The organism is Lactobacillus sp. UBA5813 (assembly GCF_002417895.1).
GTDB classification, from domain to species: Bacteria; Bacillota; Bacilli; order Lactobacillales; family Lactobacillaceae; genus Lactobacillus; species Lactobacillus amylolyticus.
This window is the reverse complement of sequence record NZ_DICZ01000003.1, coordinates 1-26418: the sequence shown is the minus strand read 5'-3', so window position 1 is coordinate 26418 and position 26418 is coordinate 1. Positions and strand designations below refer to the sequence as shown.

Sequence of the window (26418 nt, the reverse complement as noted above, 5' to 3'; positions counted from 1 at the left end):
TATTTGGAGATCTATGAAAATAGAAATATTAGTTGCTGCACATAAAAAATTTCCTATGCCTGAAGCAGAAGGCTATTTACCAATTTTAGTAGGTGCAGTAAAAAATTATAATCCTGGAATTGATTATCAAAGAGATGACGAAGGAGATAATATATCTTCTAAAAATCCAAGTTACAATGAACTTACTGCAGTTTATTGGGCTTGGAAAAATTTGAAGGATGTAGACGCAATTGGTCTTGTTCACTATCGTCGTCTCTTTTTTGATACTAAGCCTTATTCATTAAACAATGTTTTAAGTAAACCGAAAATAGAAAAACTACTTTCAAAGTATGATGTTATTCTTCCTAAAAAGAGAAACTATTATATTGAAAGTAATTATTCACATTATATACATGCTCATCATAAAGAGCCACTAGATAAAACACGTGAAATAATAAAAAAATATTATCCTCAGTATCTAATTAATTTTGATAAAGTTATGCAACGGAAGAAAGCTCATATGTTTAATATGTTTATCATGCGGAAAGTTGCATTTGAATCATACTGTAGTTTTATTTTTGGAGTTTTGGAAAAAGTCGAATCACAGATTGATATTTCAAACTATTCAGTTCAAGAAAGAAGAGTGTTTGGTTATATTTCTGAATTGTTGATGGACGTTTGGCTAGAGACAAATAATTTTCAAGCAACTGAAGTTAAGTGGGAGCAGCTTGGAGGAAAGAAGAATTTTCAAAAAGCTGTTTCACTTGTTGAAAGAAAAATTGGAATTAAGACAAAAACGCATTTTAAGTAGTTTTGGAGAATGTATAGAAACTAATGAATGATACAGCAGCTATAGTAGTTACCTTTAATAGAAAAAATTTGTTAAAAGAATGTATAAAAAAATTACAAGTACAGACTCATAAGGCAGATATTATTATTATTGATAATATGAGTACAGACGGTACTTCAGAAATGCTAAAACCATTTATAGATGCTAAGCAAATAATATATCATTCTACAGGGAAAAATATTGGTGGCGCAGGTGGTTTTAATGAAGGAATAAAATTGGCTTATGAACTAGGTTATAAATATTTCTGGTTAATGGATGATGATTGTTTACCTACAAAAGATGCATTAAAGAATTTGAAATTAATTGCTAATAGATTAGATGATAATTTTGGGTTTCTTTGTAGTAAAGTACTCTGGATTGATAATAGTGTTTGTCAAATGAACATCCCAAAGGTTAGTCTTTCCAAAAAAGTTAATGATTTTTGTGATGATTTAGTACCTATAAAAATGGGTACCTTTGTTTCTTTTTATGTTAACCGTAAAGTGGTTAAAGAAATTGGACTTCCGATAAAGGATTTCTTTATTTGGGGTGATGATCTTGAGTATAGTCAAAGAATATCTAATAAATATTCATCTTATTTAGTTAATACAAGTATTGTAATCCATGAAACCAAAAATAATTCAGGCTCTAATGTAGCTATAGATGATTTTCAACGTATAAAAAGATATAGATTATCATATAGAAACGAAGCAGTTCTATTCAGAGAAGCGGGGATAAAAGGTAAAATTTATCAGTATTTGCGAATTGGATTACATATTGGACGTGTAATTTTTAAATCACCTAACCATAAATGGGATAGATTGAAAACTATAATTATTGGAACAAAAGATGGGCATAATTTTTATCCAAAAATAGAGAAGGTTAATGAATGAGTTATAGGGTTTTAGAAGTTAATGTTGATGATAGGGGCAGGAGCGGGGTTTATTCGTTAGTAACCAATGTAATAAAAAATAAAAATGAAAATATAAATATAGATATAGCAGCTTTTGAAGACTTTGAAAATAAAGATAATATATTAGAATTGAAACAATATGGTACACATGTTGAAAATGTTGGCTATCATGGATGTAAATTAATAAAGCAATATATAATTTATCGTAATTTGTTAAAGTACTTAAAAAAAAATAAGTATGATTGTGTTCATATTCATTCAGATGTTGCAAACAAATTGTTTATTGGTGGGCTAGCAGCTAAAAAAGCGGGGGATTAAAAAATTATTTTTCATTCACATGCTTCTGAAGTAGATGGAAAATATCGTAATATAAAACGTTTTTTGCATAAAGCTTCTAGAAAAAGATTAAAAAAATTAGAAAGTTTGAGAAGCTAAAAGTAATGGCAAAATCTATATATAAATTTTGTATATATGCAATTATTTTCTTAAATTTAGGATTTTTGGATATTTTTGGAGTATTAGATAGGCAGGCTATGTTCTTGTCCTTAATATTGGGGTTATTTGCTTTTTTTGTTTATGTATTTGATGAAAACAAAGTGCAAATTTTAGAAGAGAAGAAAAGTTCATATGTTTAATATGTTTGTAATGAAAAGGGATGCCTTTGATTCATATTGTGAGTTTATCTTCGGTGTATTAAAAGATGTAGAAAGTCGAGTTGATATAGCTGATTATTCTGTTCAGGAGAAGAGAGTATTTGGTTACATATTTGAACTTTTTATGGATGTTTGGCTTGATACTACAAAACAAAAATATACTGAAGTTAAATGGAAACAGTTAGGTGGAGAGAATAATATAGTGAAAGCAATTTCTCTTATAGAAAGAAAATTTGGTATTAAAACAAAAACGCACTTTTAATGTTTAGGAAGAGTAATTGACAGTAATGAAAAAAATTCTTCAGATTGGAATGACATCTAATTACGGTGGAATTGAATCCTTTATTATGAATGTTTATAGAAACATCGATCGTAATAAATTTCAATTTGATTTTATTAATATGGAAACTAATGGGAAGGCTCTTGCTTATTCGGATGAAATTGAAAGTATGGGCGGTAAAATCTATAAAATCCCTGGTAGAAGAGAAAACTTTTTAAAAAATCATAATGAATTAAAAGAAATAATTCGGTCTAATAATTATGATTTTGTTCATAATAATGTTTTAACTTGGAGTTATTCCGATGGAATTTCTCTTCCATTAAAATATTCAGCTTCCAAAGTCATTGTACATTCGCACAATTCTTATATGAATCCTGATATGTATGCTCGTCGGTTACTAAACTTAGTTAATAGAAGATTTAATTATAGAAATGATATAATCAGACTTTCCTGTAGTACTGGGGCTAGTAAATGGTTATTTAGAAATCGTCCAGCTAAAGTAATACCAAATGGAATTGATACATCATCCTATAAATTTAATCCTGCAACAAGAAATGAATATAGACAAAAATTTAAAGTAAAAAATAAAAATGTATTTTTACATGTAGGACGACTCTCTCATCAAAAAAATCATGAATTTTTGTTTCAATGGTTTAAAGAAATTTTAAAACGAGATCCTAATTCAATTCTATTTTTAGTTGGAGATGGAGAATTAAGAGAAAGTCTAAAGAAGAAAGTTCAAGAAATGAAATTGTCTCCTTATATTAAGTTTTTAGGTATAAGAAGTGATGTTAAAAAACTAATGTTCATGAGTGATGCATTTTTATTTCCTTCTTACTATGAGGGGCTTGGAATTGTTCTTATTGAAGCACAAGCTACAGGTTTACAATGTATTGCAAGTAATAATATAGAACCAGAAGCCAAGGTAACAAATCAGATTAAAACAATTGATATTACTAGTTCTCCTGCTAACTATGTAAGTATGGCCTTAGAAAGCGCTGCAAATTCTAAAAAATTCGATAGAACAAACTCATATTTAAAAGTTAAAGAAGCTGGTTATGATATTAGTAATACAGTGAATATGTTAGAGGAGATTTATTCAAATAAGGAATAATATGATGAAGAAATTTTTAATTGTAGGAGATTTCTTAACTGGAAGTGGATTAACTGGGGTAATCTTTAATATTTTTCCTGAAGTTACTAAAAATTATGAAGTTACGGCAGTTGGATATGGCAGTGAAAAAACAAATAAAATTATAGATAAGTGTAATAAATTACATTGGAAACTAATTAGAACGCCTATGGTGACTAAGAATCCAATAAAACACTGGAAATTTTGGCATAGTTTTTTTAAAAAAAATAATTTTGATATTATTTATTTCAATTATTCATCATCTTGGAATTTTTTACCCGTTTATTTTGCTAAAAAATACACTAAAGGCAAGGTAATAGTTCATTCGCATAATACATATTATAGTCATACCTTTTCAAATAAGGTTTTAATGAAATGCCTTAACAAATTAAATGATTATGGCCGTAAAATGATGAGAAAGTATTCTGATGGAAAAGTGGCCACTTCAAAGATGGCAGCTGAGTGGATGTTTGGAAGTGATAAGAAAGTCCTTATTAGCAAAAATGGAGTAGATTTGAATAAGTTCAAGTATGATGGGATTGCAAGAAAAAATATTCGAAACAAGTATAATATAGCAACGGATGATATATTAGTAGGATTTGCTGGAGTGTTACAAGATAGAAAAGATCCATTGTTTGTTTTAAAAGTTTTTAATTCATATCATCAGTTAAATAAGAAAAGCAAGTTGGTAATTATTGGAAACGGATATTTAAAAGATAAAATTAAGAACGAAATCTCTAAACTTAAATTAGTAAATGACGTTATCTTAATAAATTATACCGATGTAATACAGCAGTGGTACTCAGCTATGGATGTATTATTATTTCCTAGCGAATATGAGGGATTACCATTGGTATTGATAGAAGCTCAAGCTAGCAATTTAAAAATACTGACATCTTCCAATATTCCAGATGAAGTATTTGTAACTCAAAATATAAGTAAGATTAATAATAAAGACTGTAATTTATGGTTAAAAAAATTAAATAGTATTTTCTGTAATTCAAAACCAGAATCAAGAGCTCTTATAGATTCTAATTTAATAGTTTTTAGTAAAGATAATCAAATAAAACAGATAAGTAATGTTATAACTCGCTAATGGAGATAAAAAATGCCTTTAAGTTCAAAAATACTTACTTTAGTAATTCCCTGTTTTAATGTAGAAAATAAGATTGAGGTATTATTACTCTCATTAGATAAATTGTTAAATAGTAAATGTACAAATAATGTTGAAGTAATATTTATAGATGATGGATCTACTGATGATACTAATTCAATCTTAGTTAATTTTTCAAAAAAGTTTTCTAATACCACTGTAATAAAAGGTCTTCATGAAGGAGTAAGTGTTGCGAGAAATATTGGAATAAGTAAAGCTAAAAGTAAATATATATCTTTTATAGATGCAGATGATAATTTTATAGTAGAGAGCATGGTAAAAGTAATAGCTATACTTAAAAAAGATAATTATGATATCTTTAACGTAAGTTCAAAGGTAAAATATAATAGATTAGAAAAATCACCACGTAAAATAATACCAGCTCTATTTAATATTAAAAATGCTCCTTTCGTTGAAGAGTATCATCCAGGACCATTTTCTAAATTCTATAATCTGGTATTTTTGAAAGCTAATAATATAAAATTTTCAACTAATCTAAGTAATGGAGAAGATGTTCAATTTAATATAGACTGTCTCACTCAAGCAAAAAATGTCTATTTTTATAATGAAACATTGTACTTGTATAGAGTAGGGCAAGAAGATTCTTTATCAGGAAAAAAAGGAAGAAATGAGTATCCTAAAGAAGCTAGTACAAAATTAGAATATGCTAAGCTTTTATATAAACGCAAAATAATAAATAAAAACACACTTCAATTTTTTTTATTGGATATTATGCTAAGTAAATTTACGTTATTTTACGGTTATCATGATGTAAAAGAATTTTATAAAGAAGAGATAAAAGACATTCACCTTATAAAAGACTTATTTTATAAGGTGAAAGAATCTAATAGCTTATATTTTTTTAAGGAATCTAAACGTATTTTGTTAAGAGTTTTAGTGTACATTCCGTTCCCCGCCTCATTATATATAACAAAGCTTTTGGTTAAGTTAAGGAAAGAGAAAAATATGCGAAAAATTAAATGGGTTGAAATTTGATTTTTTACAATAAGGAAAGTAATAGATGAAGTTAATAATTGTGTGTCCACCATTAGCTGGTAATGGTGGTATTGAAACTGTATTAGTTAAATTTGTAAATTTTTTTAGCAAAAAATACGATGTAAGTATTATATTAGTTAATGATCCTAAAAACAAAGTTTGGCTAAAACAGATTGATTCACATGTACAGATAAATATAAATAATTTTACAAAATTACAAAAAATAAAATTTCTAATGAAATTGTTTGTTCAAGGTAAAAAAGATGATACCTTTATTATTTTAAAAACATCTTATGTTCAGTTGGCGTGTCTAATTAGAAAATACTTTTTAAAAAAATATAAGGTTATTTCATGGATTCATTTCTATATTAATAAGAATCAAGCCACTAAATTAAAGAATGCGGATCAGAATTGGGCAATAAGTTCTAATATTAAGCAATCACTTTTAGAAGCAAAAATTCCATCAGAAAAAATAAAGTTAATATTTAATCCCGTAAGTAAAAATAATAAATTATTGTTGCCTAAAGATGATAAATTCAAGATAAATTTAGTATATATTGGAAGAATTCAATATTTAGGGCAAAAAAATCTGCAAGAGTTATTGCATGCTGTGAAGATTTTAAAAAACGTTAAATTAGATATCTATGGTTCTGGAGAACAAGAAGATATTAATTTATGTAAAAGGTTTTGTGATATAAATAATTTAAATGATCGTATTATATGGCATGGATGGTTTAAAGATCCATGGAAAGAATTAAAATATTCTCCTTCTGCTATAGTATTGACTTCTAAAATAGAAGGTTTTCCAATGGTTATATTAGAATCACTTTCACGTGGTATTCCAGTATTGGTGTCAAGATTTGAAGGATATGAAGATATTGTCATTGAAAATGAAAATGGAATGACTTATTCTGTTGGAAATTTACAAATGTTAGTCTCACAAGTGAAAAAACTAGAATCCAAAAAATTTGATGCCAATTCTATTCAGTCAAGTATTGAACGCTTTTATGATAAAAAATATTATTCAAAACTAGATAAAATTTTAAATAATATAAATCAAAAATAAGTAGAAAGATGAAACTTTTATGGAATATAAGATAGATTGTGTAATAGTTACTTATAATAGATTATCTTTATTACAAGAATGTATTAATTCTGTTTTAGGACAAACATATAATATAAATACTATTTTTGTTGTTGATAATAATTCAACTGATGGTACTAGAAAATATTTAGACAGTCTTACACACAAAATTAGTAAGGTTAAATCTATAACTTTGAAGAGAAATTTGGGTGGTGCAGGTGGTTTTAATGTAGGATTAAAATCGTTTATAAATAATAGTGATGCTGACTATGTTTGGATAATGGATGATGATACGGTTCCAAATAAGGATGCTTTAGAAAAATTAGTACACAAAATTCCTTTAGTGAAAAAATTAGGCTTTTTATCAAGTAATGTTAGATGGAGGGATGGGTCTATTGCTAAAATGAATGTCCCAACTACTTCACCAGATTGGAATGCACTATCTAATTATGGAATTATAAAATTAAAGACTGCGTCATTTGTGTCTTTATTGTTTTCTAGAAATATGATAGAAAATATTGGCTATCCTATTGCCCCGTTTTTTATATGGGGCGATGATATAGAATATACTTTTAGATCATATGCAGCAGGTTATAATAATTATTTTGTAAGTTCTTCAATGGTAGAACACAAAATAAAAAATAATACTTCTACAAATATTTTCATGGAATCTAATCCTAATAGAATAAATAGGTATTATTTTGATTCCCGAAATAGAATGTATATATCAAGAAAATATTATGGAAAAAAGAACCAGTTGAAATTGATTATCAATCAAGGGATAATTCAACCGGTTAAGCTAATGTTGTCACATTCGCCATTTAAGTTTAAAAAGGCAGGAATTGTATTTAAAGGTACTTTTTCTGGTATAACTTTTAATCCCAAAGTAGAGAAATAGATAAAATCAGTAGAAGTATCTAATAAATGTGGGGATATTAATGAGTTACAAACAAAATAATTATTCTTTCTATGTATTCATTTTCGGCTTATTTATTTGGGAATTATCTTCTATTATTAATTTTATGTCAAATCCTAATCTTCAGTTGGTTAGTATTTTAAGGTATTTCGGCTTAGGCATCTTAATAATATCAAAATTTTTAAACTTGAATTTGACAATAAAAGATAGGCATATTTTGGTTACTTTTATACTTGCTACTTTTTTTATAATAAATAATGTCTATTTTGCAAAAGATAGTTCTTTTTTAGAAGTAATAGTACTTGTACTTTGCTCATATGGATATAATTTGGATAGAATTATTAAAGACTATTTTTGGATTAGAGTTATAAGTTTTAGTGTGATAATACTTTTAGTATTAATTGGAATAATACCAAATCAAATCACTGTATTTAATTCTAGAATTAGATATTATATGGGTTTTGGCTGGCCTAGCTTCTCATCTTTTTTATTATTTTTCATAGTCCTATATTTTATATGGATAAATTATAATACCTTTAGTTTATTGTGGTTCTTATTATTTTTGGTAATAAATCAATATCTTTACAAAATGACAGATACAAATATGCCATATTATTTGACTATTGCCATATTATTAATATGGTTATTTTTTACAAAATCAAGATTTAACTTTAAGTTTAATTTTAAATGGATGATATTTTTATCTTTGATTCCTATTTTATTGATTTGCTTAATTACCTATTTGTCGTTAAATGCTTATAAATTTCCAAATATTAATAATATCTTGAGTGGAAGGTTAAATTATGGGTATATCGGTATTAATACCTTCGGTATAAAATTATTTGGTCAACCATATTATGAATCAACTATTCCAGCACAATATTTTACAATTGATAGTGGACTTTTAAGATATTTACTACATTTTGGTATTATTTCAACATTAATTATGTTGGTTCTGTATCAGCGTCTAATATTGAAGCTTTTAAAACAACAGAATTATATACGATCAATCGTTATTATATTTTGTTTTTTATCAGCTTTTTCCGACCCTTGGTTTTTAAATATTAGTTTTAATCTTTTTTGGATAGTATTAAATGAATTAGTTGAAGATGATACGGCTACAGATGAAATCATAATAAAAGATTAAAATGGACGATAAAACAGATAATTAAGTATTTTGTTGCAAAAAGATTTGGATAATTTTAAGCCGAATTATTGTGCACATTAATACTGTTGGCATATTATAGAATTTTTAGAAAAAGATTAATCGTTTGATCTGAAATAAGGATAAGGCATATCGATTAATCAATAAATCCGTTAAAGCAATAGCAATTTTATTCTATATTTTGTAAAAAATTGAAGTAATATATAATAAAATTGGTGTATTACAGTATTATTTAAGAATGAAAATAATTTGTTGATAATTGGTAGTCTATATACTGAGGAAGTACATGACATTGTAACTAACACATTAAGTATTAAAAAAGCAAACTTGATAATTTTAAATATAGGATTGTAGGAGAAAAAAATTAAAAAATAGAGACTGTGAAAACTTATAAACGAGAATGATACAAATGAATAAGTTGAATCTTTTAGATTTTCAAGAATATTGGAAACTACTACAAAGAATCAGATATATTTATATTAGGATCTATTTCAGAAGCCTGTAGAAGAACTACAGCTGAGGTTATGATGAACAAGTATTAGTATTGGTAGGAATTCGGCAGTCAGAAATTCTTAACAAGATAAATATTAATTGGTATTTACAAGTGTTAAAGATCTAGTAAACAAATTAAAGGGCTATTATCAAGCATTTATTGGCTAATAAAGTAGTACCAGAGGGGTAAAAAAGTTCTCGAAAAAATTATAATCTAGATCAAGTTGTCTTAAAAAGAGAAAAAATAAGAATAATGCATTATTTAATAATAGGTTCAGGCCTTTTCGGAGCAGTGTTTGCTCATGAGGCTGCAAAACGTGGAAACAAAGTTACAATTATTGAAAAAAGAGATCATGTTGCAGGTAACATCTATACTAAAGAAATAGATGGTATTCAAGTTCATATGTATGGTGCTCATATTTTTCATACTTCTAATAAAAAAGTTTGGGATTATGTTCATCAATTTGCGGACTTTAACCGTTATACTAATAGTCCTGTTGCAAATTATAAGGGACATATGTATAACTTACCTTTCAATATGAATACCTTTAGCGAAATGTGGGGTGTTAGAACACCACAAGAAGCTATGGCTAAGATTAATGAGCAACGTCAAGAAATGGCAGGTAAAGAACCTCAAAATTTGGAAGAACAAGCTATTTCTTTGATTGGTCGAGATATTTATGAAAAGTTAATCAAAGGCTACACTGAAAAACAATGGGGCAGAAAATGTACAGAACTACCTGCTTTTATTATTAAACGTCTTCCAGTTCGATTAATTTATGATAACAATTATTTCAACGATGATTATCAAGGCATTCCAATTGGTGGTTATACCATGATGGTTGAAAAAATGTTAGACAATCCTAATATCACAGTTGAATTGAATACTGACTTCTTTGAAAAAAAGGATGAGTATTTGAAGAATTATGACAAGATTGTCTACACAGGCATGATTGATAAATTTTTTGATTATAAATTAGGCGAACTTGAATATCGTTCTCTTCATTTTGAAACTGAAAAGAAGAATGTAGACAATTACCAAGGAAATGCGGTAATTAATTATACTGAAGCTAAAGTTCCTTATACTCGTATTATTGAACACAAGCATTTTGAATTTGGTAAAGGTGATAAAGGTAAGACTATTATTACTCGTGAATATCCAGCTGATTGGCACCGTGGTGATGAGCCTTATTACCCAGTAAATAATAAGCGTAATAATGATTTGTATGCTAAGTATGCTAAATTGGCTAAAAAACAAGACAAAGTTATCTTTGGTGGACGTCTTGGTCAATATAAGTATTACAATATGGATCAAGTTATTGAAGCTGCGTTTGATGTAGTGACTAAAGAATTACGGTGATTAGTTTTGGGAAAACATGCATATCTAATTATTGCTAATAGAAATCCGAATCAGCTAAATTTATTATTAAATACATTAGATGATTCTAGAAATGATATTTATTTATTAATTGATAAAAAATCAATTAATAAATTTTATAATATTTTTAAGCCTATGTATTCATCTCTTTATATGATTGATCCTATTGATATTTATTGGGGTAATTATTCGCTAATTTCTGCTGAGTTAAAACTGTTTGCCTCATCCAAAGATGGTAATTACGATTATTATCATTTGCTATCGGGACTTGATTTACCTTTAGTAAATCAAGATGTGATTCATAACTTTTTTGATGCACATTTAAATAAAGAATTTATAACATATAGTGCGGCATTATCGCCAAAACAATTAGCTATGAGATTGCATAAATATCATTTCGCCAGTTCTTTTAGAACTACGAGTAAAATGATGCATTATTATCATAGATTAGAGATGAAATTATATTCTAAACTGCCTCAACGAAGAATATCTATTAGTAAAATTGCATTTGGTTCAAATTGGGTTTCATTAGATCAAGATTTGATTAATAGTTTGGTTGAACATCAAACAATGATTCATGATATTTTTCATGATGGCTTTTTAGTAGATGAATTATTTATTCCAATTTTTATTAATATATTTCCAAAATATAAAAATAAAATATATTATTCTTCACCAGTAAATGATAGGCCGAATGAGTTTCAAGGAAATTTGCGATACATAAATTGGTGCGATGGGAGTCCATATACTTGGAAATTAAAAGATTATTCTAAATTGGAATATGCTAGAAATAAAGGTCACTTATTTTCACGTAAATTTGATGAAAATGTTGATAAAAAAATCATTGAAAAAATAGTAAATTATGATTTAAGTGAATAGAAGTTATGAGAGTCATCAAAAATTATCTTTATAATGTAGGATATCAAGTATTAGCGATTATAGTACCGTTAATTACTTCAGCCTATGTTAGTCGTGTTCTTAGACCGGAAGGTGTTGGAGCTAATGCATTTACTAATTCCATAATTCAATATTTTATACTTTTTGCAAGTATGGGTATTGGCTATTATGGTAATCGTCAAATTGCTTATGTACGTGAAAATCGTGAAAAAATGGCCAAAACTTTTTGGGAAATACAGATAGTTAAGACCATTATGACTCTGGCTTCATTTATAGCTTTTGAAGTATTTATGATATTTTATACTCGACAAGCAGATTATATGTGGGCACAATCGATTAATCTTGTTGCGGTTGCATTTGATATTTCCTGGTTTTATGAAGGAATAGAGAATTTTAAAGTTACTGTCTTAAAAAATTCTTTTGTAAAAATAGTCTCAATGATTGCTATTTTTGTATTTATTAAGAATCCGAATGATGTAACTTTATATATTATTGTATTAGCTATTTCAACTTTATTAGGTAATTTAACTCTATGGCCTAATATCCAACGTGATTTACCAAAGGTAAGCTATAAAATATTAAATCCATGGCAGCATTTTTTACCCATGGCTGAATTATTTATTCCTCAAATTGCTACACAAGTATATGTTCAATTAAATAAAACGATGCTTGGTGGAATGGTTAGTGAAACTGCATCAGGATATTATCAATATTCAGATAACTTAGTAAAACTGATTTTAGCATTGGTAACTGCTATGGGGACAGTTATGCTTCCTCACGTTGCTAATGCGGTATCAAAGGGTAATATGAAAAAGGTAAATCAAATGCTTTATAAGTCATTTGATTTTGTCTCAGCACTTTCTTATCCTATGATGTTTGGATTAGCTTCAATTTCGTTAACTCTAGCTCCTAAGTATTATGGCTCAGGTTATGAACCAGTAGGGCCTGCAATGATGATAGAATCAATTGTTATTTTAATAATTGCCTGGAGTAATGCCTTAGGAGTACAATATTTACTGCCGATTCATCATCAACGTGATTTTACTGTTTCAGTAACGGTAGGAGCATTTGTAAATATAATCTTGAATGTTCCTTTGATTCATAATTGGGGGTTATATGGAGCTATGTGGTCAACTGTGATCTCAGAAATTTCCGTTACTCTGTATCAGTTATGGGCTGTTAGAGGCTTATTAAGTTATAAGAAGCTTTTCTCTAATTCATGGAAGTATTTGATTTCAGGAATAGTAATGTTTATCCCAGTATTTTGGATAAATCAGAATCTGAAAGATAGCTGGTTAATGATGGGAATAGAAGTTATTGTTGGTGTAATTATTTATGGCGTAATGGTTATACTTTTGAGAGCTCCTATTGTTGGACAAGCTGAGGAACTAATAAAAAATAGATGTGGAAAGTAAAATGGTGAAGAAAAAAAGAAATATTGGGATTGATTTATTAAAGATAATAGCCTGTATCTTAGTTATTACATTGCATAGTTTACCTCCAGAGGATCTTATGGTTGCTAATAATGTTTTTAATTTATCTCTTTACTATGTTGGCACATTAGCTATTTCTGTTTTCTTTATGACGAGTGGATATTTTGTTCTTAATAAAAAATCTATTTCATATGCTTATTCATTTAAGAGAATAAAAAATATTTTAATAGTAGTATTTAGTTGGTTGATACTTTATAGTTTTGCAGTTTTAATTGTTAAACATAAACTTAACTTCTTAAACGAAATAGAAGGATCATTTTTTACAGGAGTAAATGATAGTCACTTTTATCATTTTTGGTTTTTCTGGGCACTAATAATAATGTTACTAATTGCTCCTATTCTGGTGTGGATTCTTAAAAAAAGTTTTAATTACTTTTTAGTCTTAACCATAGTAGTAACCGTAATTTGTTTAATTCAAGATCTTTCTCTGCATATGGGCTATGCATTATTTATGCGTAATACACAGCAGGTTTTTAGAATTAATACATGGCTTGAATATTATCTGCTAGGTGGTTTAGTTGGTAATGCGCATTTTGGTCAAATAAGAGAATTTTTTAAAACTTATTTTATTGCTTTTTCTATTTTAGATATATTCTTATACATTATCTTAATCGTCTATTCATTATGGAATCGTCAAATTATAGGCTGGGGATATGCTGAAGCAAATTATAATAATATCTTAGTCATGTTAATTTCCGTGATTAGTATGACTTTGTTTGCAACGTCGCAACCAAAAGCTGAAACCGTAATTGAATATATAATCCCGGCTACAATGGGGATTTATATATTACAATCATTTGCAATTAGTTTCTTAAGTAAGATTGCATTATTTCATGTATATCCGGCTTTATTAATTCCAATTGTCTTTATAATCTGTATGATTGTTGTAGAAATAGCTCTTAAAATCCCGGTCGTTAATCGTCTATTTAAGTTATAAGAGTAATCATGCATTTATAATTTGAATATGGATATTAACTCTAGCCTTGTTGATATAAGGTTAGAGTTTTTATGTTGATGTGAAACGCATAATGTTTATTGGTATAATTTAGATGTTTGTTAAGTTATAGCTCCGTTAATTTCTTGGGTAGAGGTTATCGGAGCTTTTTTGTGATATAGATGGGATTTTTTTGATGGATATGCAAATGAATATACAACATGGAAAGGCTTATAAGCAGGGACGTCGACCTATTTGTGGTATATATGCCTTTTTAAATGGAATCTTACATGATGATGATCAAAAGGAAAAACTACAAAAACGTTGTGTGGATAAAATAGCAAGTCAAATATGGGATATGGCTTTAAGTTCCATAAGTTTGAATAATATAAATAAATATGATCATATATTTGATAAGGATGATATTTTAAAAAATTATTCTTTAGTTGGGTAGTTTTATGACTCAGATACTTTAGTTAATTTTTTTATTCAAAAACGTCCTTCAATTATAAAGCTGTTACAACAATCTAGTTTAGACATTAATTATGAAATTACCGATAATTTTAAACATAAGAATCTAGAACTATATAATGATCAAATAAAGGAAAATTGTTTTTATTTAATTCCCATAAATTCTAGTAATAAGAACAGCATGCATTGGATCTGCTACAAAAGATGTGATAAAAATCTTGTTATTTTCAATAGTGGAGATGAAGTAACGGAAAGAAGAGCTAAGAAAAATGCTGCTCTATGTAAAAATACTGTATTTAGTAAGCATATTTTAAATACTTATGAGTTATTAGAAGTATGGAAAAACGAAACTGTCAAATAGTTTGTGTAAATATATCTTTCTCGTTAATTGATTTTTTAATTTATCTTTTATTCAAAATAGGATTCCAATGTATCCTGCACTTGGCCAAAGCCCTTATGGATTCGGTTGAAGTAGCGATCATTGTAGCTCATTGCCTGAATGCCAATGAAAGTATCAAGCGACTGCTCACTTGGAAACTCTGCTTTGGGCTTTGCCTTGCGTTTAACGACATTGTTAAAGGATTCAATCATGTTGGTGGAATAGATTGAGGGTCTGATCTGTTTGAGATAGTTGTAAAAGACCAATAGATCAGGCTCAATGTCTTTTAGATTCCTGATGACATGATTGTATGCCTTGTTCCATTTGTCATAGAATGCATGAAGAGTTTGTACGGCGGCTGTCTTGTTAGGCTGCCTATGAATCTGCTTGAAATCGTTCATGATTGTCTCACGATCGTCAACACGCACTTTATTGCAAATATTGCGCATGACATGAACCAGGCAGCGCTGAAAATGTGCTTTGGGATAAGTCTTTGCCAGAGCTGTTTTCATGCCGACAACACCGTCAGACAAGAAAAGCTCGACTTGCTTCAAATCCCGCGATCTCATGTTTTGAAGCATTTCAGTCCAAACTTCGACGTTTTCGCTGGGTGTTATGCAGTAGTCGATTACTTTTTTATGGCCATTGGGCCTGATGCCGATGGCAATATAGACGGCTTCACGCTCAAACGTTTTCTCGGCACAGCGGAAGATACGTTGCGTCAAGATAAACGCAAAAGAACCTGTCGCTAAGCTTGCGTTTGTGGTAGGCTTCAACCTTTGGAATCATTTGCTTGGAAATATTTGATACCTGAGCCGGACTGTAATGGCTGCCGTACATCTTTTCAATCAGATCGGCTATTTCTCTGGTAGTGACACCTTTGGCATAAAGCTTGATAATCATGCTTTCCAAGACGTCCGAGTGCTGCTTGTAGTCAGGCAGAGTGTGCTGATGAAATTCGCCGTTTCTGTCTCTGGGAACCTGAATTTCGATCTGGCCAAACTGCGTATCAACCTTGCGATAATAAATGCCGTTTCTGGAATTGCCAGAGTTCCAGCCGCTTTTTGCATAAGGATCATAGCCTAAAAAGGCAGTCAATTCAGCTTCAAGCAATTGATTAACTGCAGTTTGAATTTCCTTGCGCAAAAAATCATTAACTTTGTCTTGATTATTGGAGTGCTTGAGCCATATTTTTGGTAAAATCATTCATGAAGGAGTTCTTCTTTCTGTATGTTGTTTTTTTGTTCAATCCAATCATACGAGAAAGGAACTCCTTTTTCTAATGTTTTCAGAAATTAATTTAAGGAATCATTCATCCTTACACAAACTATTTTACAGTCTCTAAAAGTTAAAATAAATGATCCAACTAAGGATTTTACATTTGATGAAGCAAAAATATTAATGAATCATTTTAATTTCAAGTTGACAAATAAAGGACGAAGCAGTGGCTCTCGTGTGCAATTTCAACGTGGCGATGTTAAAATTGATTTACACAAACCACACCCTCGAAATACTCTTAAAGCATATCAAATAAGAGACTTGAAAGAGGGGCTAAAGAAAGCAGGGATCAGATTATGAGTTTACTCGAATACAAAGGATATAGAGGGACAATTGAAACAGAAGACGATATTTTATTTGGTCATGTTTTAGGTTTGAAAAATACAATTATTTCTTATGAAGGAAATAATATTGGGGAATTAAAAGCTGACTTTAAAAATGGAATAGATGACTATTTAGAAAATTGTAGTATAAATGGTGAAAAGCCAGAAAAAAGTAAATAATAAATTAGCTAAATCTGAATGGAATGATATTTTTTCTGTAGGTTTAGCGTAATATATTTTGATATATGTTTGAGGCTATAGATAAATCTAGCATCCGTTTTTAATAAAACTAATAAGAAATAAGGGTTCTATAATAATGTAAGGCCCGCTTTGAGTTTGATTTGTTAAATGCAAATTAGCTATGATAATATCAGAAACTATGGCGAAAGCCGCTTCAATCTTTTATTAAAGGTTGTTGTAATGTGAGAAGGTACTTGGTACCTTCTCTTTTTTGGTATAAAAAAGGATTTTGATTTAAATACTATAGTGTATAGTATGTTTATGGTTAGAAATGATGGAAAAATAGAAGAGCAGTAGGCTGATTTATACATAGAAAAGAGTAAAGCATATGGAAGTATCTGATTATGATTGGAAATTATATAGAAGTCTGCTTCCTAAGTGGCAAGAAAGATATATGGCTAAGCTCAATAAAGAATATATTGCTCTCTTGAGTGAAAATAATAATCCCTCAACTAATTTCTGGAAGTTGGAAAAAAGAATACGTTATGATATAAAGTCGCCGGGTGTGGCTATCGATGTCAGGCACAGTGACTTTTTTGTAGATATCCTAAGTCTAATGAATGCTGGCGTGATCAGCAGGGAAGATTTAGTTGATTTCAGTAAGGATGTAACGGACTGGATAGATCAGTTTTTATAGTAGATGATTGGCCTAGATTGACATTTACTAATAAAAACAGTAAAGTGGCACTAATCTAGTTTATTGATTGCTATGCGATCGCAAAGTAGGATATGCCTTCGGGTATATTCCATTTTTGTTTATAGGAGTTTTTTATGAATAATAGAATCGATAAGCCTTTCAAAACAATTGAACAACAAATTTCTATATTAGAAAGTAGAAATTTATTGTTTCATAATAAAGAAACAGCTGCTAAGAATTTTAGACCGTAAAATAGTTGAGTAGCGAGAGTTTACTTAGAAATATGTTTTAATAGTTGTTATTCATATGAACCTTTGTTATTATTAACTAGAACATATGTTTTATAAATCATATTTGCTTTGAAGCTCGATATTTATTAGAATAATTGTAGAAAGATCAATCCCCTTGCTCTAATGGATACGTCCTATCGCAAGGGTTTTTTATGCACTTATGAAGACTCAAAAACCAATTCGATAAAATAATGAAGAGGTTAGCCACTTAATAAAGCAATTAAAAATATTGATTTTGATAATTTAGTTGCTAGATTTATCGAGATAAACATCTTAAGCAAGCTGTATTACATGCTGTCGAAGATATCGAAACTACTTTGAACACAAAAATAAGTAACGTATTAGGTCGAAAATATGGGCCATACGGATATTTGAATTTTCGAGTGTAGTGTCAAAGAAATTCCAAAAATAAGTTTATGGATAAATATATCATTCAAAAGGAGCAACTTAATTTTTTAGCCAAAATTCCTGCAAAAGTAAGAAAGTCTGCCTCATATGATATGCATAAATTTGCTTCCACAAGTGACAGGGTTAATCCACCAATCTGGCTATTAATGAATGAGTTAACTTTAGGTGAGAGTATCCACATATATAAGTTGATGAGCAAAAATAATAGAGATCAAATTTCAGCTTATTTTGGTTGTAAGACAGATGAATTAGTTAGTTGGTTAGATAATATTAATTTAATTAGAAATATTTGCTGTCACAATGGTTTATTGGCTGATTTTAGATTAAAAACTAAAGCAAAGGTTCCAATTGAATTTAAAACCTATAATATACATAAAAATTTCTTGGTAAAACTGGATTCTTTAGTTGAATATTTGATACAATCAGATTTAAGGAATCAGCGCTAATGACGTTGGTCAACGAAGCTTCGAGCCTAGTCGATTCAGGTCTTAAGCATCATGCATTATTTGTATGATGCTTTTTTCATACCTTCAGAATGAAAAATATGGAAAAAGAAATAATGAGTTATATTGCTAACTACATTCAAAAAAATATTAAAAAGAATCCCAAGCTAGCAAAAGAATATCAAAGAGAAAGTCTAAACATAGATGCTGCTGTCATTTTGCGTGATATGCGTGACGATTTAGAAATGTCGCAAAAGGAATTTGCAAACTATGTTGGCAAGCCGCAATCTACGATAGCAAAAATCATCGTAAGATGACATGTAAAGCACTATGTTCATCATGGCAGAAGAGAAAATAGAAATGTGCAGAAAATATTAGCCTACCAAATTAATCGTAAGGCTATATTTTTTATTAATCTAAACTAATAATAGACTTTATAAATTTGATGGTTGACTTTAAATAAAAAGGATCGTTTTCAATAGTGAAAACGATCCTTAAGAAAAAGTCCCGAATAGTAACAACCTAATCAGATGTCTATTCTTCCAAAAAGAACTATAAGTTCTTGTTTCAATTGTAATATTAGTTTCTTATTCATTGGCTAAATTGTCAATAATTTTGATTTCTAATTTAGATAGAAAATTCTATGGAATCTTAAATAATTTTGTAGAAATCAAGTTTCTTCATAGATGATCAGTCTTGTATAATAATTGTATGATCATATGTTCTGGTGATATCTATAGAAATAAAAAGGAAGTGTAATCATGAATTGGCAAGAGGTTAAGAATATAGAAGCTACTTATCTTGACTATAAACTCTCATTAGAAATAGAGAAACCTGTTAGCTGGTTAAAATCTGTAGTAGCATTTGCTAACACTAAAGGTGGTCATATCGTTTTTGGAGTTACCGATGATACTCATAAATTTGTAGGTATAGATGATCCGCAAAAAACGTCTACAAAAATTTCAGAATTAATTTCTGCTAGAATTGACCCGCAACCCAGGTTTGAGATAAGGCCGATAAATAGTGGAGATAAAATTGGTATTGATCTTGAAGTAACAGATGGTCCAAATTATCCTTATTATTATGTTAATAAGCAAGATCGGAAGATTTATATCCGTCATGGAGATCGTTCAGAAAGAGCAACAGCAGTAGAACAAAATAATCTTTTACTTAAGGGAATAAATAAAACTTTTGATGCGCTACCTACAAGTTACAAGTTGTCAGATGTTAGTTTTACTTTATTAGCAGCTACTTTTAAGAAAGAAACTGGCGATGACTTTGATCTTTCACGTGATTTAATATCTATGGGTTTTATTACAGAAAAAAATATTGTAACAAATGCTGGTTTACTATTGTGTGATCAGGGATATTTACCACAGTCTAAAATAGTATGTACTAGATGGAAAGGAATAGAAAAAGGGAGTATTGAAGGCGATGCTTTAGATGATGAAGAATTTGAAGATGCTAGCTTAATTACTTTATTATCTAATGCGGAAGCCTTTATTAGAACTAATTCAAAAAATCCTTGGACTATTCGTGGAATGCGTCGAGAAGAAAATAGTGATTATCCATTTAAAGCTGTTCGTGAAGTTTTAGTTAACGCTTTAATCCACCGTGATTATCAAATACAAGGTTCAGAAGTTCATATCGATATGTTTGATGATCGAATGGAAATAGTTTCTCCAGGCGGCATGATGAATGGAAGTCGAATTCAAGATCTTAATTTGCAACATGTCCCTTCTATGAGACGAAATGAAATTATTTCAGATATTTTTGGACGTTTACATTATATGGACCGCAGAGGCAGTGGAATTCAAAGAATTCTAAATTCTTATAAAGGACTTATTGAACAACCAGAATTTTATTCAGATAGTACTGTGTTTTTAGTTACTTTACCTAATCGTAGTGTAGCTACTTTAGTAGAAAATAAAGAGTTGAATGAACAAAATAGTACACTTCAGAGCAAAGATAGTACACTTCAGGGCAAGAATAGTACACTTCAAGTTCAAAATAGTACACTTCAAGTTCAAAATAGTACACTTCAATATAATAAAATACGACTCTCTAATGAAATAGATTATCATTTAATTTTAGAAGCGTGGGATAACAAAGGGATAAACAAAATTTTTCAAGAAAAAACAATTTCTAAAATAATGGATTTTTATAAAAAATATGGAACGAAATATTCATTTAATCGTGAGGCAGTTGCTAATTCATTTAATATAAAGTCTTCGTATGCTTCTAGAATAATAAGAAAATGTTGTCAAATTAATATAATGCGAAAAGAAAAAAGAGGAGTTTATTTTTTTGTAATTTAAAAATAATAGTGCTAAGTAGATAATATTTGATGAAGTATTACACTACTTTTAGTCTGTAGTTTTAGATGATTGTTAGATCAATAAGGTTTAGATCCCCATCAATACGATATTGAAAAGGCTCACAGTTTTAGATGATTGTTAGATCAATAAGGTTTAGATCAATCTACGATAGCAAGAATTGAATCAGGATCGATGAATGTATCTGTTGGCTTATTATCCGATATTGCTGAAGCTGCTCATCGGCAAATCAAGCTTGTTTTGGTGTAATTAAAATCTGAAAAATAGGCTTACTACGAACGATCACATCATAAATTTGATGTGGTCTTTTTCTTTTATTGCATATTTGCACGAATTCAGCTAAGATCTAATCAACTTTTAAACAAAAACGCGCGAATTTTTGCTACAATTAGAAGTGTGTTTACTTGTTTGAAGGAGCAAATTATGAAAGTGAGAAAAGCTGTTATTCCCGCTGCGGGACTGGGGACCCGCTTTTTACCAGCTACCAAGGCCATGCCTAAGGAAATGCTGCCGATTGTTGATAAGCCAACCATTCAATTTATCGTTGAAGAAGCAAAGAAGGCCGGCATCGAAGATATTTTGATCGTTAATGGCAAAAACAAGCGGTCAATCGAAAACCACTTCGATTCAAACCCTGAATTGGAGCAAGATTTGAAGAGTACTGGCAAGATTGAACTGCTGAATTTGACCCAAGAAGTTACGGATTTGGGTATCAACTTGTACTACACTCGTCAGCCATATCCAGCTGGCCTTGGCGATGCAATTTACCGCGCTCGCAGTTTCGTCGGCAATGAACCATTCGTTGTTATGCTGGGCGATGATTTGATGCACGACAAGGTGCCGCTAACCAAGCAGTTGATGAACGATTATGATAAGACTCATGCCTCAACCATTGCTGTGATGAAGGTGCCGCATGAAGAAGTTTCCAAGTATGGTGTGATCGCACCTGAAGATGAGATTGAGCCTGGTTTGATTAATGTCAAAAGTTTTGTGGAAAAGCCGGCGGTTGAAGATGCTCCAAGTGATTACGCAATTATTGGCCGTTACTTGTTAACGCCAGAAATTTTCGACATTTTGGAACACACCAAGCCAGGACGCGGTGGCGAAGTTCAGTTGACTGACGCCATCGATACTATGAACAAGACTCAACGCGTCTTTGCTCATGTCTTCAAGGGTCAACGCTTCGATGTTGGCAACAAGGAAGGCTACCTTGAGACCTCGATCCAATATGGTTTGCGCCACCCTGAAACTCGCGATGCTCTGAAGAAGTACATCATTGAGATGGGTAAGAAATTAAGTAAATAATTTAGATAGAAAAAATGAGAACGCATCTAATATGGTGCGTTCTCATTTTTTGTAAAAACAAATTCCAAACATTTAAATAAGAATAACCTTATTTGCCTTCAAGCTGAATCCCTTGTACTATACTTATTATGGAATTTATCCCAAAGCAAAAGAGAAGGATGAGATGCAAAATAGACTTTTAAGAAAGAAAAAGCTTGCGAATGATCGACTGCGGCTCTTCATCAACATGCTACTGATTTTAGTTGTGGCTCTGGTTAACTTCGAAATCATCCCCAACATCAATACTTACATCAACAGCAGCCACTTAAGCAGCAATAGCCAGCCGCAAATTCAAGCAAGCTTCACGAATGAAGATTTAAAAAAATATCGTGGCAATAAAACGGTAATTCAAATCGCACCGACTGATAAGAAGAGCTGGTCACAATCGGATAAGCGCTATTTGCGTCTTGTGATCACGCCAGCCGATAACGCACGTGATTTTGCCAGCAGCATGGACAGCAGTTCAAAATATGTCGTGCAGCAGCTGCAGAACAGCAAGCTTTCGCTTAAGCAAGTAGGCATTACGGCGAAGAATACCGATAATTTTGACCATTACGGCTACAACATGTCGCAGTACATTGCCTTACTAACGCAAAAATATTCGGGCCACGATGAGATGGCTTACCGTAGTACAGCTGCCATTGAGCGGATCTTGGACTTTGTTTCTGTTTTAATTATTGTTGTCAGCTTAATCACATTAATCTGGTGCATTATCGTACCGAAAGAAAAGCTCGAACGTTGGATTTAATACCAGCGTTTTTTCTACGTAAAGTCAAGTACCATAAGGTATTTGGCTTTGTTTTTCCTGATTTTTATCTTTTAATAGTTGAGGACCAATTTATTTAAGAAAAAATCTTTGCTATTTATTTTAAAATTGATAGGCTAAATACATGAGGGTTATAGGTGAGAAACATGACAAAAAATAAGAAAAAGCTGTATAAACGACATCCAAAATTGGTGGCCTTCATTATCCTACTGATTGCTTTCGGTGTCTTTTACGGCTGGGGTTCAATTTATTACCAAAAGGGCAGACAAATTGATCACATCGTCAGCTGCATCAACGATCCTAGCAAAAAAATGGCTAAATATGTCGTGGCTTCAGATCCTGATGTTACAGTAACTGACGCTAAATTGAAGCCGCTGCAGCAGTATTTTAAAGAAAATAAACAAGCAGCCAAACAGCTTAGCGCTAACTTGCGCAAGGGCAAATACAGCGATCAGATTAAGCTGATCGAATCCGGGACGTATTTCTTCCTGTTTCCAAAATATAGTCTGCGTATCCAAGTTTACCGCCCGCAAGTGGAAACCAACCATGCAGGCTCTACTTTAATTGTGGATAAAGAAAGTTTTGGCAAAATGGAAGGTGCCGATCAGAACTTCTACTCTGATTTGGGGCTGATTTTCCCAGGACGCTATCACTTGCTAGTTAAAACCAAGGTTTCTGGTCGCAAGCTCAAGGCCGATGCGATCGTCAACATTTGGTCAAATAAGACGATCAACATGATTATTAAGACAGGAACTTTCCAAATCCGCAGCGTTCCAAACGGCGTCGTCTATATTAACGATCGCAAGGTGAAGACGCTCGACAAATATGGGCAGGTCACCTTCAAGAATTATCCGCTGGCCAAAAACATGGAGCTTTACATCAAATCAACCTATAATGGCAAAACCATTAAGTCCGAAAAGGTAAAAGACTTGTCTTCATCGATTGAGACTGAATTTTCTAATAGTGACGACGATGATGAAGACTATGGTACGCCAAGCAATTATGATGGTAATCAAAAGCAGGACGTTTATCAGGATGTAGAAGGCGACTACATTGTTAATCCAATCTGGCCGGGGTTGATTGATCAAACCGAGGCTGCACAGCTGCTCTACAATAACTACACTAAGCCTGATGAGACTACTTTTGAAAATGGCAAGGACAATCAAGCTTACAAAGATTTGAAGAAGCAGGTGAAGGCCTTTAAGAAGGACAAGAAGAACCTTAAGCTAACAGTAACGATCACTAAGATCATGCCTGCTGGCAGCAATTACAGCGATGTCTCTTATCAACTTGTGTATAAGTATCGTGAAAAAGGCAAAAAGCACAAGAAAGTTATCAACTATGAGGGTGCAATTTTCCACAACAGTTCACAAACGCAGGTAATTAAATCCCTCGGAAAACAGACAAAATAAAAACAAGACCTTCGGGTCTTGTTTTTTAGTGTTTGAGAAAATGACGCAGCCAACCAAAACGGCGGCGTTTTTTCTTTTTTGTTTTTAAAAATTCTTGTGCTTGAACAACGTTTTCGTTTTTAACAGGCTGCTGGGTGAAGTTGTTGATAACTTTGCGCGGCTTGAATTTTTCGGGATGATCAATTGCTTCCAGCATGATATCGGGTCGCATGTAGCTGAGCCTTTCTTCTTCATAGGAATTCAGAAGAAAGACCAGAATATCGTTGATGTCGCAAATTACGTGCCAGGCCTGGTCTTTGCTGGTCTTAAAATTGCTGGCATGAACGGCTTCATTGCCGATACGTCGCACTTCGTCGAACAAGTTGTAGATACTCAGTGGATAAGTCAGATTTTCTCGCAAATATTGGATGTTGCTGCGCAGATTTCGCTGCTGACCGGAAGGGATCGGATAATATGGGTTCAAGTTTTCCCAGTCGATAATCTTGCGTGTTACGCTTTCGAGCAATCTCCGGGCGTTGATCATGGCGTCGCGGTAATCATCAATCTCGTAAAGCTTGCGAATTTTGTCGGCTGTAGAGAATTCTTTTTTTAAGAGTTTGCTATTTTTTAAATAAGCAAAATTTGCTTCTACCATGGGCTTTTCCCTCACTTTTCTTATTACTGATTATAAACTTTTTTACGAAATACCGTTGACAAAATCCAGGCATTAAAGGGCGTTGATTTTTCTGTGGAAAAAGGCAAATTTGTGGGCATCATGGGTGCGTCTGGTTCAGGAAAAAACACTTTGCTCAACATTTTATCCACATTGGATAAGCCGACCACGGGCAGTGTTTACGTTAATGGTCAAGACATTACCAAGCTGCGCAAAAATGAGATGGCCGACTTTCGCGGCAAGGAGATTGGTTTTATTTTCCAAGATTTTAACCTGTTGGAGAATTTAACCAATCGTGAAAATATTGCTCTGCCGCTTGCCCTGCAAAATGTTAAGTCCAGAATGATTAATGATCGAGTTGATGCGATTGCGAGCCGATTAGGGATAGAACAGATTTTAAATAAATATCCAGCAGAAATTTCTGGTGGACAAAAGCAACGGGTCGCATCAGCTAGAGCTTTGGTTCATAATCCAGCTATTTTGTACGGGGATGAGCCAACAGGTGCGCTTGATTCAAAAGCAGCGACTGAATTGCTTGAGACCATGGCTGACTTGAACCATAAGGATCACGTTTCAATTTTGATGGTAACGCATGATCCTTACTCAGCTTCTTATGCACAAAGAATTTTGTTCATCAAAGATGGTCGCATTGGTAAAGAACTGCTGAAAGAAAATAAGAGCAATGAAGAATTTTACCAGGATATTGAAGAATTTTACCAGGATATTATCGCTGAATTGGGCAGACGTTAGGAGGGGTTTGAATGCTTTGGAAATTATCTTTTACCGGTCTTAAAAGCCGCTTTAAAGATTACGCGGTTTTATTCCCTGGTTTGACTTTGGCTAGTGCCATCTTTTATATGTTTATGACGATCGCGCTGAATCCTGCCTTTTTAAAAGGAGCATTGAAAATTTCATTTACAATTACGCATTTCGTCTTTATGTTTGGGATTGCGCTGCTCGGGTTAATTACGCTGGTTTATGTTAGAAAATATTATGTAAATGCATTCATCTCTATCCGCTTGAATACATTCCTGCGCCTTATCCTCGCTTTTTCGCCAATATCTGCCCTCAACCTGCTTAATAACGCACCAGAAAAAACTAATCTTTCCCGATACTGGCAGGACAACTTTACAAGAACGTCAACC

At 31.3% G+C, this 26418-nt stretch carries 24 protein-coding genes and 6 pseudogenes; 28 read left to right on the top strand and 2 right to left on the bottom strand.

Annotation, left to right across the window (positions count from 1 at the left end; all coding sequences use genetic code 11):
- Positions 1-13: 13 nt before the first annotated feature.
- The 16 genes and pseudogenes from B2008_RS00240 to B2008_RS00165 all read left to right on the top strand — a co-directional run bounded on the left by B2008_RS00240 (position 14) and on the right by B2008_RS00165 (position 14748).
- On the top strand, positions 14-790 hold the full coding sequence (locus B2008_RS00240; protein ID WP_281828416.1) for a DUF4422 domain-containing protein: 777 nt from the start codon (positions 14-16) through the stop codon (positions 788-790).
- 23 nt (positions 791-813) lie between these two features.
- Positions 814-1701, top strand: coding sequence for a glycosyltransferase family 2 protein (locus tag B2008_RS00235; RefSeq protein WP_281828417.1), 888 nt, complete (start codon positions 814-816; stop codon positions 1699-1701).
- Positions 1698-2039, top strand: coding sequence for a hypothetical protein (locus B2008_RS00230; protein ID WP_281828419.1), 342 nt, complete (start codon positions 1698-1700; stop codon positions 2037-2039). Before B2008_RS00235 ends, B2008_RS00230 begins: the two co-directional genes overlap by 4 nt.
- A 122-nt stretch (positions 2040-2161) precedes the next feature.
- Positions 2162-2356, top strand: a complete 195-nt coding sequence (locus B2008_RS00225) for a hypothetical protein (RefSeq protein ID WP_130898503.1) — start codon at positions 2162-2164, stop codon at positions 2354-2356.
- Positions 2331-2636, top strand: a pseudogene (locus tag B2008_RS00220) (DUF4422 domain-containing protein); the annotation flags it as partial. The gene B2008_RS00225 and the pseudogene B2008_RS00220, both read left to right, overlap by 26 nt.
- A gap of 25 nt (positions 2637-2661) precedes the next feature.
- Positions 2662-3768 (top strand): glycosyltransferase, encoded by a 1107-nt coding sequence (locus tag B2008_RS00215; protein WP_281828422.1) that lies wholly within the window; start codon positions 2662-2664, stop codon positions 3766-3768.
- A 1-nt stretch (position 3769) separates the two neighbouring features.
- A complete protein-coding gene (locus tag B2008_RS00210; RefSeq protein ID WP_281828424.1) occupies positions 3770-4882 on the top strand; it encodes a glycosyltransferase in 1113 nt (370 codons plus the stop codon).
- A gap of 12 nt (positions 4883-4894) precedes the next feature.
- Positions 4895-5935: a glycosyltransferase gene (locus tag B2008_RS00205; protein WP_281828425.1), complete on the top strand. Its 1041-nt coding sequence runs from the start codon at positions 4895-4897 to the stop codon at positions 5933-5935.
- A gap of 25 nt (positions 5936-5960) precedes the next feature.
- The gene (locus B2008_RS00200; protein ID WP_281828427.1) at positions 5961-7001 is read left to right on the top strand and encodes a glycosyltransferase; all 1041 of its coding nucleotides are present in this window, start codon (positions 5961-5963) and stop codon (positions 6999-7001) included.
- Between the two features lie 19 nt (positions 7002-7020).
- Positions 7021-7917, top strand: coding sequence for a glycosyltransferase family 2 protein (locus B2008_RS00195; protein ID WP_281828429.1), 897 nt, complete (start codon positions 7021-7023; stop codon positions 7915-7917).
- 40 nt (positions 7918-7957) lie between these two features.
- A complete protein-coding gene (locus tag B2008_RS00190) occupies positions 7958-9082 on the top strand; it encodes a hypothetical protein (RefSeq protein ID WP_281828432.1) in 1125 nt (374 codons plus the stop codon).
- A 763-nt stretch (positions 9083-9845) separates the two neighbouring features.
- Positions 9846-10952 carry a UDP-galactopyranose mutase gene (gene glf / locus B2008_RS00185; RefSeq protein WP_281828434.1) on the top strand — a complete coding sequence of 369 codons (1107 nt, stop codon included), beginning with the start codon at positions 9846-9848 and terminating at the stop codon, positions 10950-10952.
- A gap of 6 nt (positions 10953-10958) precedes the next feature.
- Positions 10959-11849 (top strand): beta-1,6-N-acetylglucosaminyltransferase, encoded by an 891-nt coding sequence (locus B2008_RS00180; protein WP_281828435.1) that lies wholly within the window; start codon positions 10959-10961, stop codon positions 11847-11849.
- 5 nt (positions 11850-11854) lie between these two features.
- Positions 11855-13282 (top strand): flippase, encoded by a 1428-nt coding sequence (locus B2008_RS00175; protein ID WP_281828437.1) that lies wholly within the window; start codon positions 11855-11857, stop codon positions 13280-13282.
- A gap of 1 nt (position 13283) precedes the next feature.
- Positions 13284-14297, top strand: coding sequence for an acyltransferase (locus tag B2008_RS00170; protein ID WP_281828438.1), 1014 nt, complete (start codon positions 13284-13286; stop codon positions 14295-14297).
- Positions 14298-14487: 190 nt separating this feature from the next.
- On the top strand, positions 14488-14748 hold the full coding sequence (locus B2008_RS00165; protein ID WP_281828441.1) for a hypothetical protein: 261 nt from the start codon (positions 14488-14490) through the stop codon (positions 14746-14748).
- Between the two features lie 425 nt (positions 14749-15173).
- On the opposite strand, the pseudogene B2008_RS00160 reads toward B2008_RS00165, so the two are convergent.
- Positions 15174-16354 (bottom strand): annotated as a pseudogene (locus tag B2008_RS00160) (IS256 family transposase).
- Positions 16355-16545: 191 nt separating this feature from the next.
- On the opposite strand from B2008_RS00160, the gene B2008_RS00155 reads away from it, so the two are divergent.
- The 10 genes and pseudogenes from B2008_RS00155 to B2008_RS00115 all read left to right on the top strand — a co-directional run bounded on the left by B2008_RS00155 (position 16546) and on the right by B2008_RS00115 (position 24621).
- Entirely contained in the window at positions 16546-16722 is a 177-nt protein-coding gene (locus B2008_RS00155) for a type II toxin-antitoxin system HicA family toxin (protein WP_345739786.1), read from the top strand.
- Positions 16719-16925 (top strand): hypothetical protein, encoded by a 207-nt coding sequence (locus B2008_RS00150; RefSeq protein ID WP_281828442.1) that lies wholly within the window; start codon positions 16719-16721, stop codon positions 16923-16925. The genes B2008_RS00155 and B2008_RS00150 overlap by 4 nt, the downstream gene beginning before the upstream one ends.
- A gap of 388 nt (positions 16926-17313) precedes the next feature.
- Positions 17314-17622 (top strand): multidrug transporter, encoded by a 309-nt coding sequence (locus B2008_RS00145; RefSeq protein ID WP_281828443.1) that lies wholly within the window; start codon positions 17314-17316, stop codon positions 17620-17622.
- 607 nt (positions 17623-18229) lie between these two features.
- Positions 18230-18766: pseudogene (locus B2008_RS00140) on the top strand (Abi family protein).
- A 98-nt stretch (positions 18767-18864) separates the two neighbouring features.
- A complete protein-coding gene (locus B2008_RS00135; protein ID WP_286822204.1) occupies positions 18865-19080 on the top strand; it encodes a helix-turn-helix domain-containing protein in 216 nt (71 codons plus the stop codon).
- A gap of 444 nt (positions 19081-19524) precedes the next feature.
- On the top strand, positions 19525-21081 hold the full coding sequence (locus B2008_RS00130; RefSeq protein ID WP_281828445.1) for an ATP-binding protein: 1557 nt from the start codon (positions 19525-19527) through the stop codon (positions 21079-21081).
- 162 nt (positions 21082-21243) lie between these two features.
- Positions 21244-21348 (top strand): annotated as a pseudogene (locus B2008_RS08260) (transcriptional regulator); the annotation flags it as partial.
- Positions 21349-21522: 174 nt separating this feature from the next.
- Positions 21523-22404, top strand: a complete 882-nt coding sequence (galU, locus tag B2008_RS00125) for a UTP--glucose-1-phosphate uridylyltransferase GalU (RefSeq protein WP_281828446.1) — start codon at positions 21523-21525, stop codon at positions 22402-22404.
- Between the two features lie 163 nt (positions 22405-22567).
- Positions 22568-23191, top strand: a complete 624-nt coding sequence (locus tag B2008_RS00120; RefSeq protein ID WP_281828447.1) for a hypothetical protein — start codon at positions 22568-22570, stop codon at positions 23189-23191.
- 164 nt (positions 23192-23355) lie between these two features.
- Positions 23356-24621 carry a TcaA 3rd/4th domain-containing protein gene (locus B2008_RS00115; RefSeq protein WP_281828449.1) on the top strand — a complete coding sequence of 422 codons (1266 nt, stop codon included), beginning with the start codon at positions 23356-23358 and terminating at the stop codon, positions 24619-24621.
- A gap of 25 nt (positions 24622-24646) precedes the next feature.
- On the opposite strand, the gene B2008_RS00110 is transcribed toward B2008_RS00115, so the two are convergent.
- Positions 24647-25255: a DUF4145 domain-containing protein gene (locus B2008_RS00110; protein WP_281828450.1), complete on the bottom strand. Its 609-nt coding sequence runs from the start codon at positions 25253-25255 to the stop codon at positions 24647-24649.
- A 63-nt stretch (positions 25256-25318) separates the two neighbouring features.
- Here B2008_RS00110 and B2008_RS00105 point away from each other — a divergent pair.
- Together B2008_RS00105 and B2008_RS00100 are read left to right on the top strand one after the other, a co-directional pair.
- Positions 25319-26023, top strand: a pseudogene (locus tag B2008_RS00105) (ABC transporter ATP-binding protein); the annotation flags it as partial.
- Positions 26024-26034: 11 nt separating this feature from the next.
- Positions 26035-26418, top strand: a pseudogene (locus B2008_RS00100) (hypothetical protein); the annotation flags it as partial.

What these genes read in the sequence shown, in the direction of transcription:
- B2008_RS00225 (WP_130898503.1), top strand. Translation starts at nt 2,162, where the DNA reads ATGGCAAAATCTATATATAAATTTTGTATATATGCAATTATTTTCTTA.
- B2008_RS00115 (WP_281828449.1), top strand. Translation starts at nt 23,356, where the DNA reads ATGACAAAAAATAAGAAAAAGCTGTATAAACGACATCCAAAATTGGTG.
- glf (WP_281828434.1), top strand. Translation starts at nt 9,846, where the DNA reads ATGCATTATTTAATAATAGGTTCAGGCCTTTTCGGAGCAGTGTTTGCT.
- B2008_RS00200 (WP_281828427.1), top strand. Translation starts at nt 5,961, where the DNA reads ATGAAGTTAATAATTGTGTGTCCACCATTAGCTGGTAATGGTGGTATT.
- B2008_RS00170 (WP_281828438.1), top strand. Translation starts at nt 13,284, where the DNA reads ATGGTGAAGAAAAAAAGAAATATTGGGATTGATTTATTAAAGATAATA.
- B2008_RS00230 (WP_281828419.1), top strand. Translation starts at nt 1,698, where the DNA reads ATGAGTTATAGGGTTTTAGAAGTTAATGTTGATGATAGGGGCAGGAGC.
- galU (WP_281828446.1), top strand. Translation starts at nt 21,523, where the DNA reads ATGAAAGTGAGAAAAGCTGTTATTCCCGCTGCGGGACTGGGGACCCGC.
- B2008_RS00155 (WP_345739786.1), top strand. Translation starts at nt 16,546, where the DNA reads ATGAATCATTTTAATTTCAAGTTGACAAATAAAGGACGAAGCAGTGGC.
- B2008_RS00150 (WP_281828442.1), top strand. Translation starts at nt 16,719, where the DNA reads ATGAGTTTACTCGAATACAAAGGATATAGAGGGACAATTGAAACAGAA.
- B2008_RS00195 (WP_281828429.1), top strand. Translation starts at nt 7,021, where the DNA reads ATGGAATATAAGATAGATTGTGTAATAGTTACTTATAATAGATTATCT.
- B2008_RS00120 (WP_281828447.1), top strand. Translation starts at nt 22,568, where the DNA reads ATGCAAAATAGACTTTTAAGAAAGAAAAAGCTTGCGAATGATCGACTG.
- B2008_RS00130 (WP_281828445.1), top strand. Translation starts at nt 19,525, where the DNA reads ATGAATTGGCAAGAGGTTAAGAATATAGAAGCTACTTATCTTGACTAT.
- B2008_RS00240 (WP_281828416.1), top strand. Translation starts at nt 14, where the DNA reads ATGAAAATAGAAATATTAGTTGCTGCACATAAAAAATTTCCTATGCCT.
- B2008_RS00215 (WP_281828422.1), top strand. Translation starts at nt 2,662, where the DNA reads ATGAAAAAAATTCTTCAGATTGGAATGACATCTAATTACGGTGGAATT.
- B2008_RS00145 (WP_281828443.1), top strand. Translation starts at nt 17,314, where the DNA reads ATGGAAGTATCTGATTATGATTGGAAATTATATAGAAGTCTGCTTCCT.
- B2008_RS00135 (WP_286822204.1), top strand. Translation starts at nt 18,865, where the DNA reads ATGGAAAAAGAAATAATGAGTTATATTGCTAACTACATTCAAAAAAAT.
- B2008_RS00175 (WP_281828437.1), top strand. Translation starts at nt 11,855, where the DNA reads ATGAGAGTCATCAAAAATTATCTTTATAATGTAGGATATCAAGTATTA.
- B2008_RS00210 (WP_281828424.1), top strand. Translation starts at nt 3,770, where the DNA reads ATGATGAAGAAATTTTTAATTGTAGGAGATTTCTTAACTGGAAGTGGA.
- B2008_RS00110 (WP_281828450.1), bottom strand. Translation starts at nt 25,255, where the DNA reads ATGGTAGAAGCAAATTTTGCTTATTTAAAAAATAGCAAACTCTTAAAA.
- B2008_RS00205 (WP_281828425.1), top strand. Translation starts at nt 4,895, where the DNA reads ATGCCTTTAAGTTCAAAAATACTTACTTTAGTAATTCCCTGTTTTAAT.
- B2008_RS00190 (WP_281828432.1), top strand. Translation starts at nt 7,958, where the DNA reads ATGAGTTACAAACAAAATAATTATTCTTTCTATGTATTCATTTTCGGC.
- B2008_RS00235 (WP_281828417.1), top strand. Translation starts at nt 814, where the DNA reads ATGAATGATACAGCAGCTATAGTAGTTACCTTTAATAGAAAAAATTTG.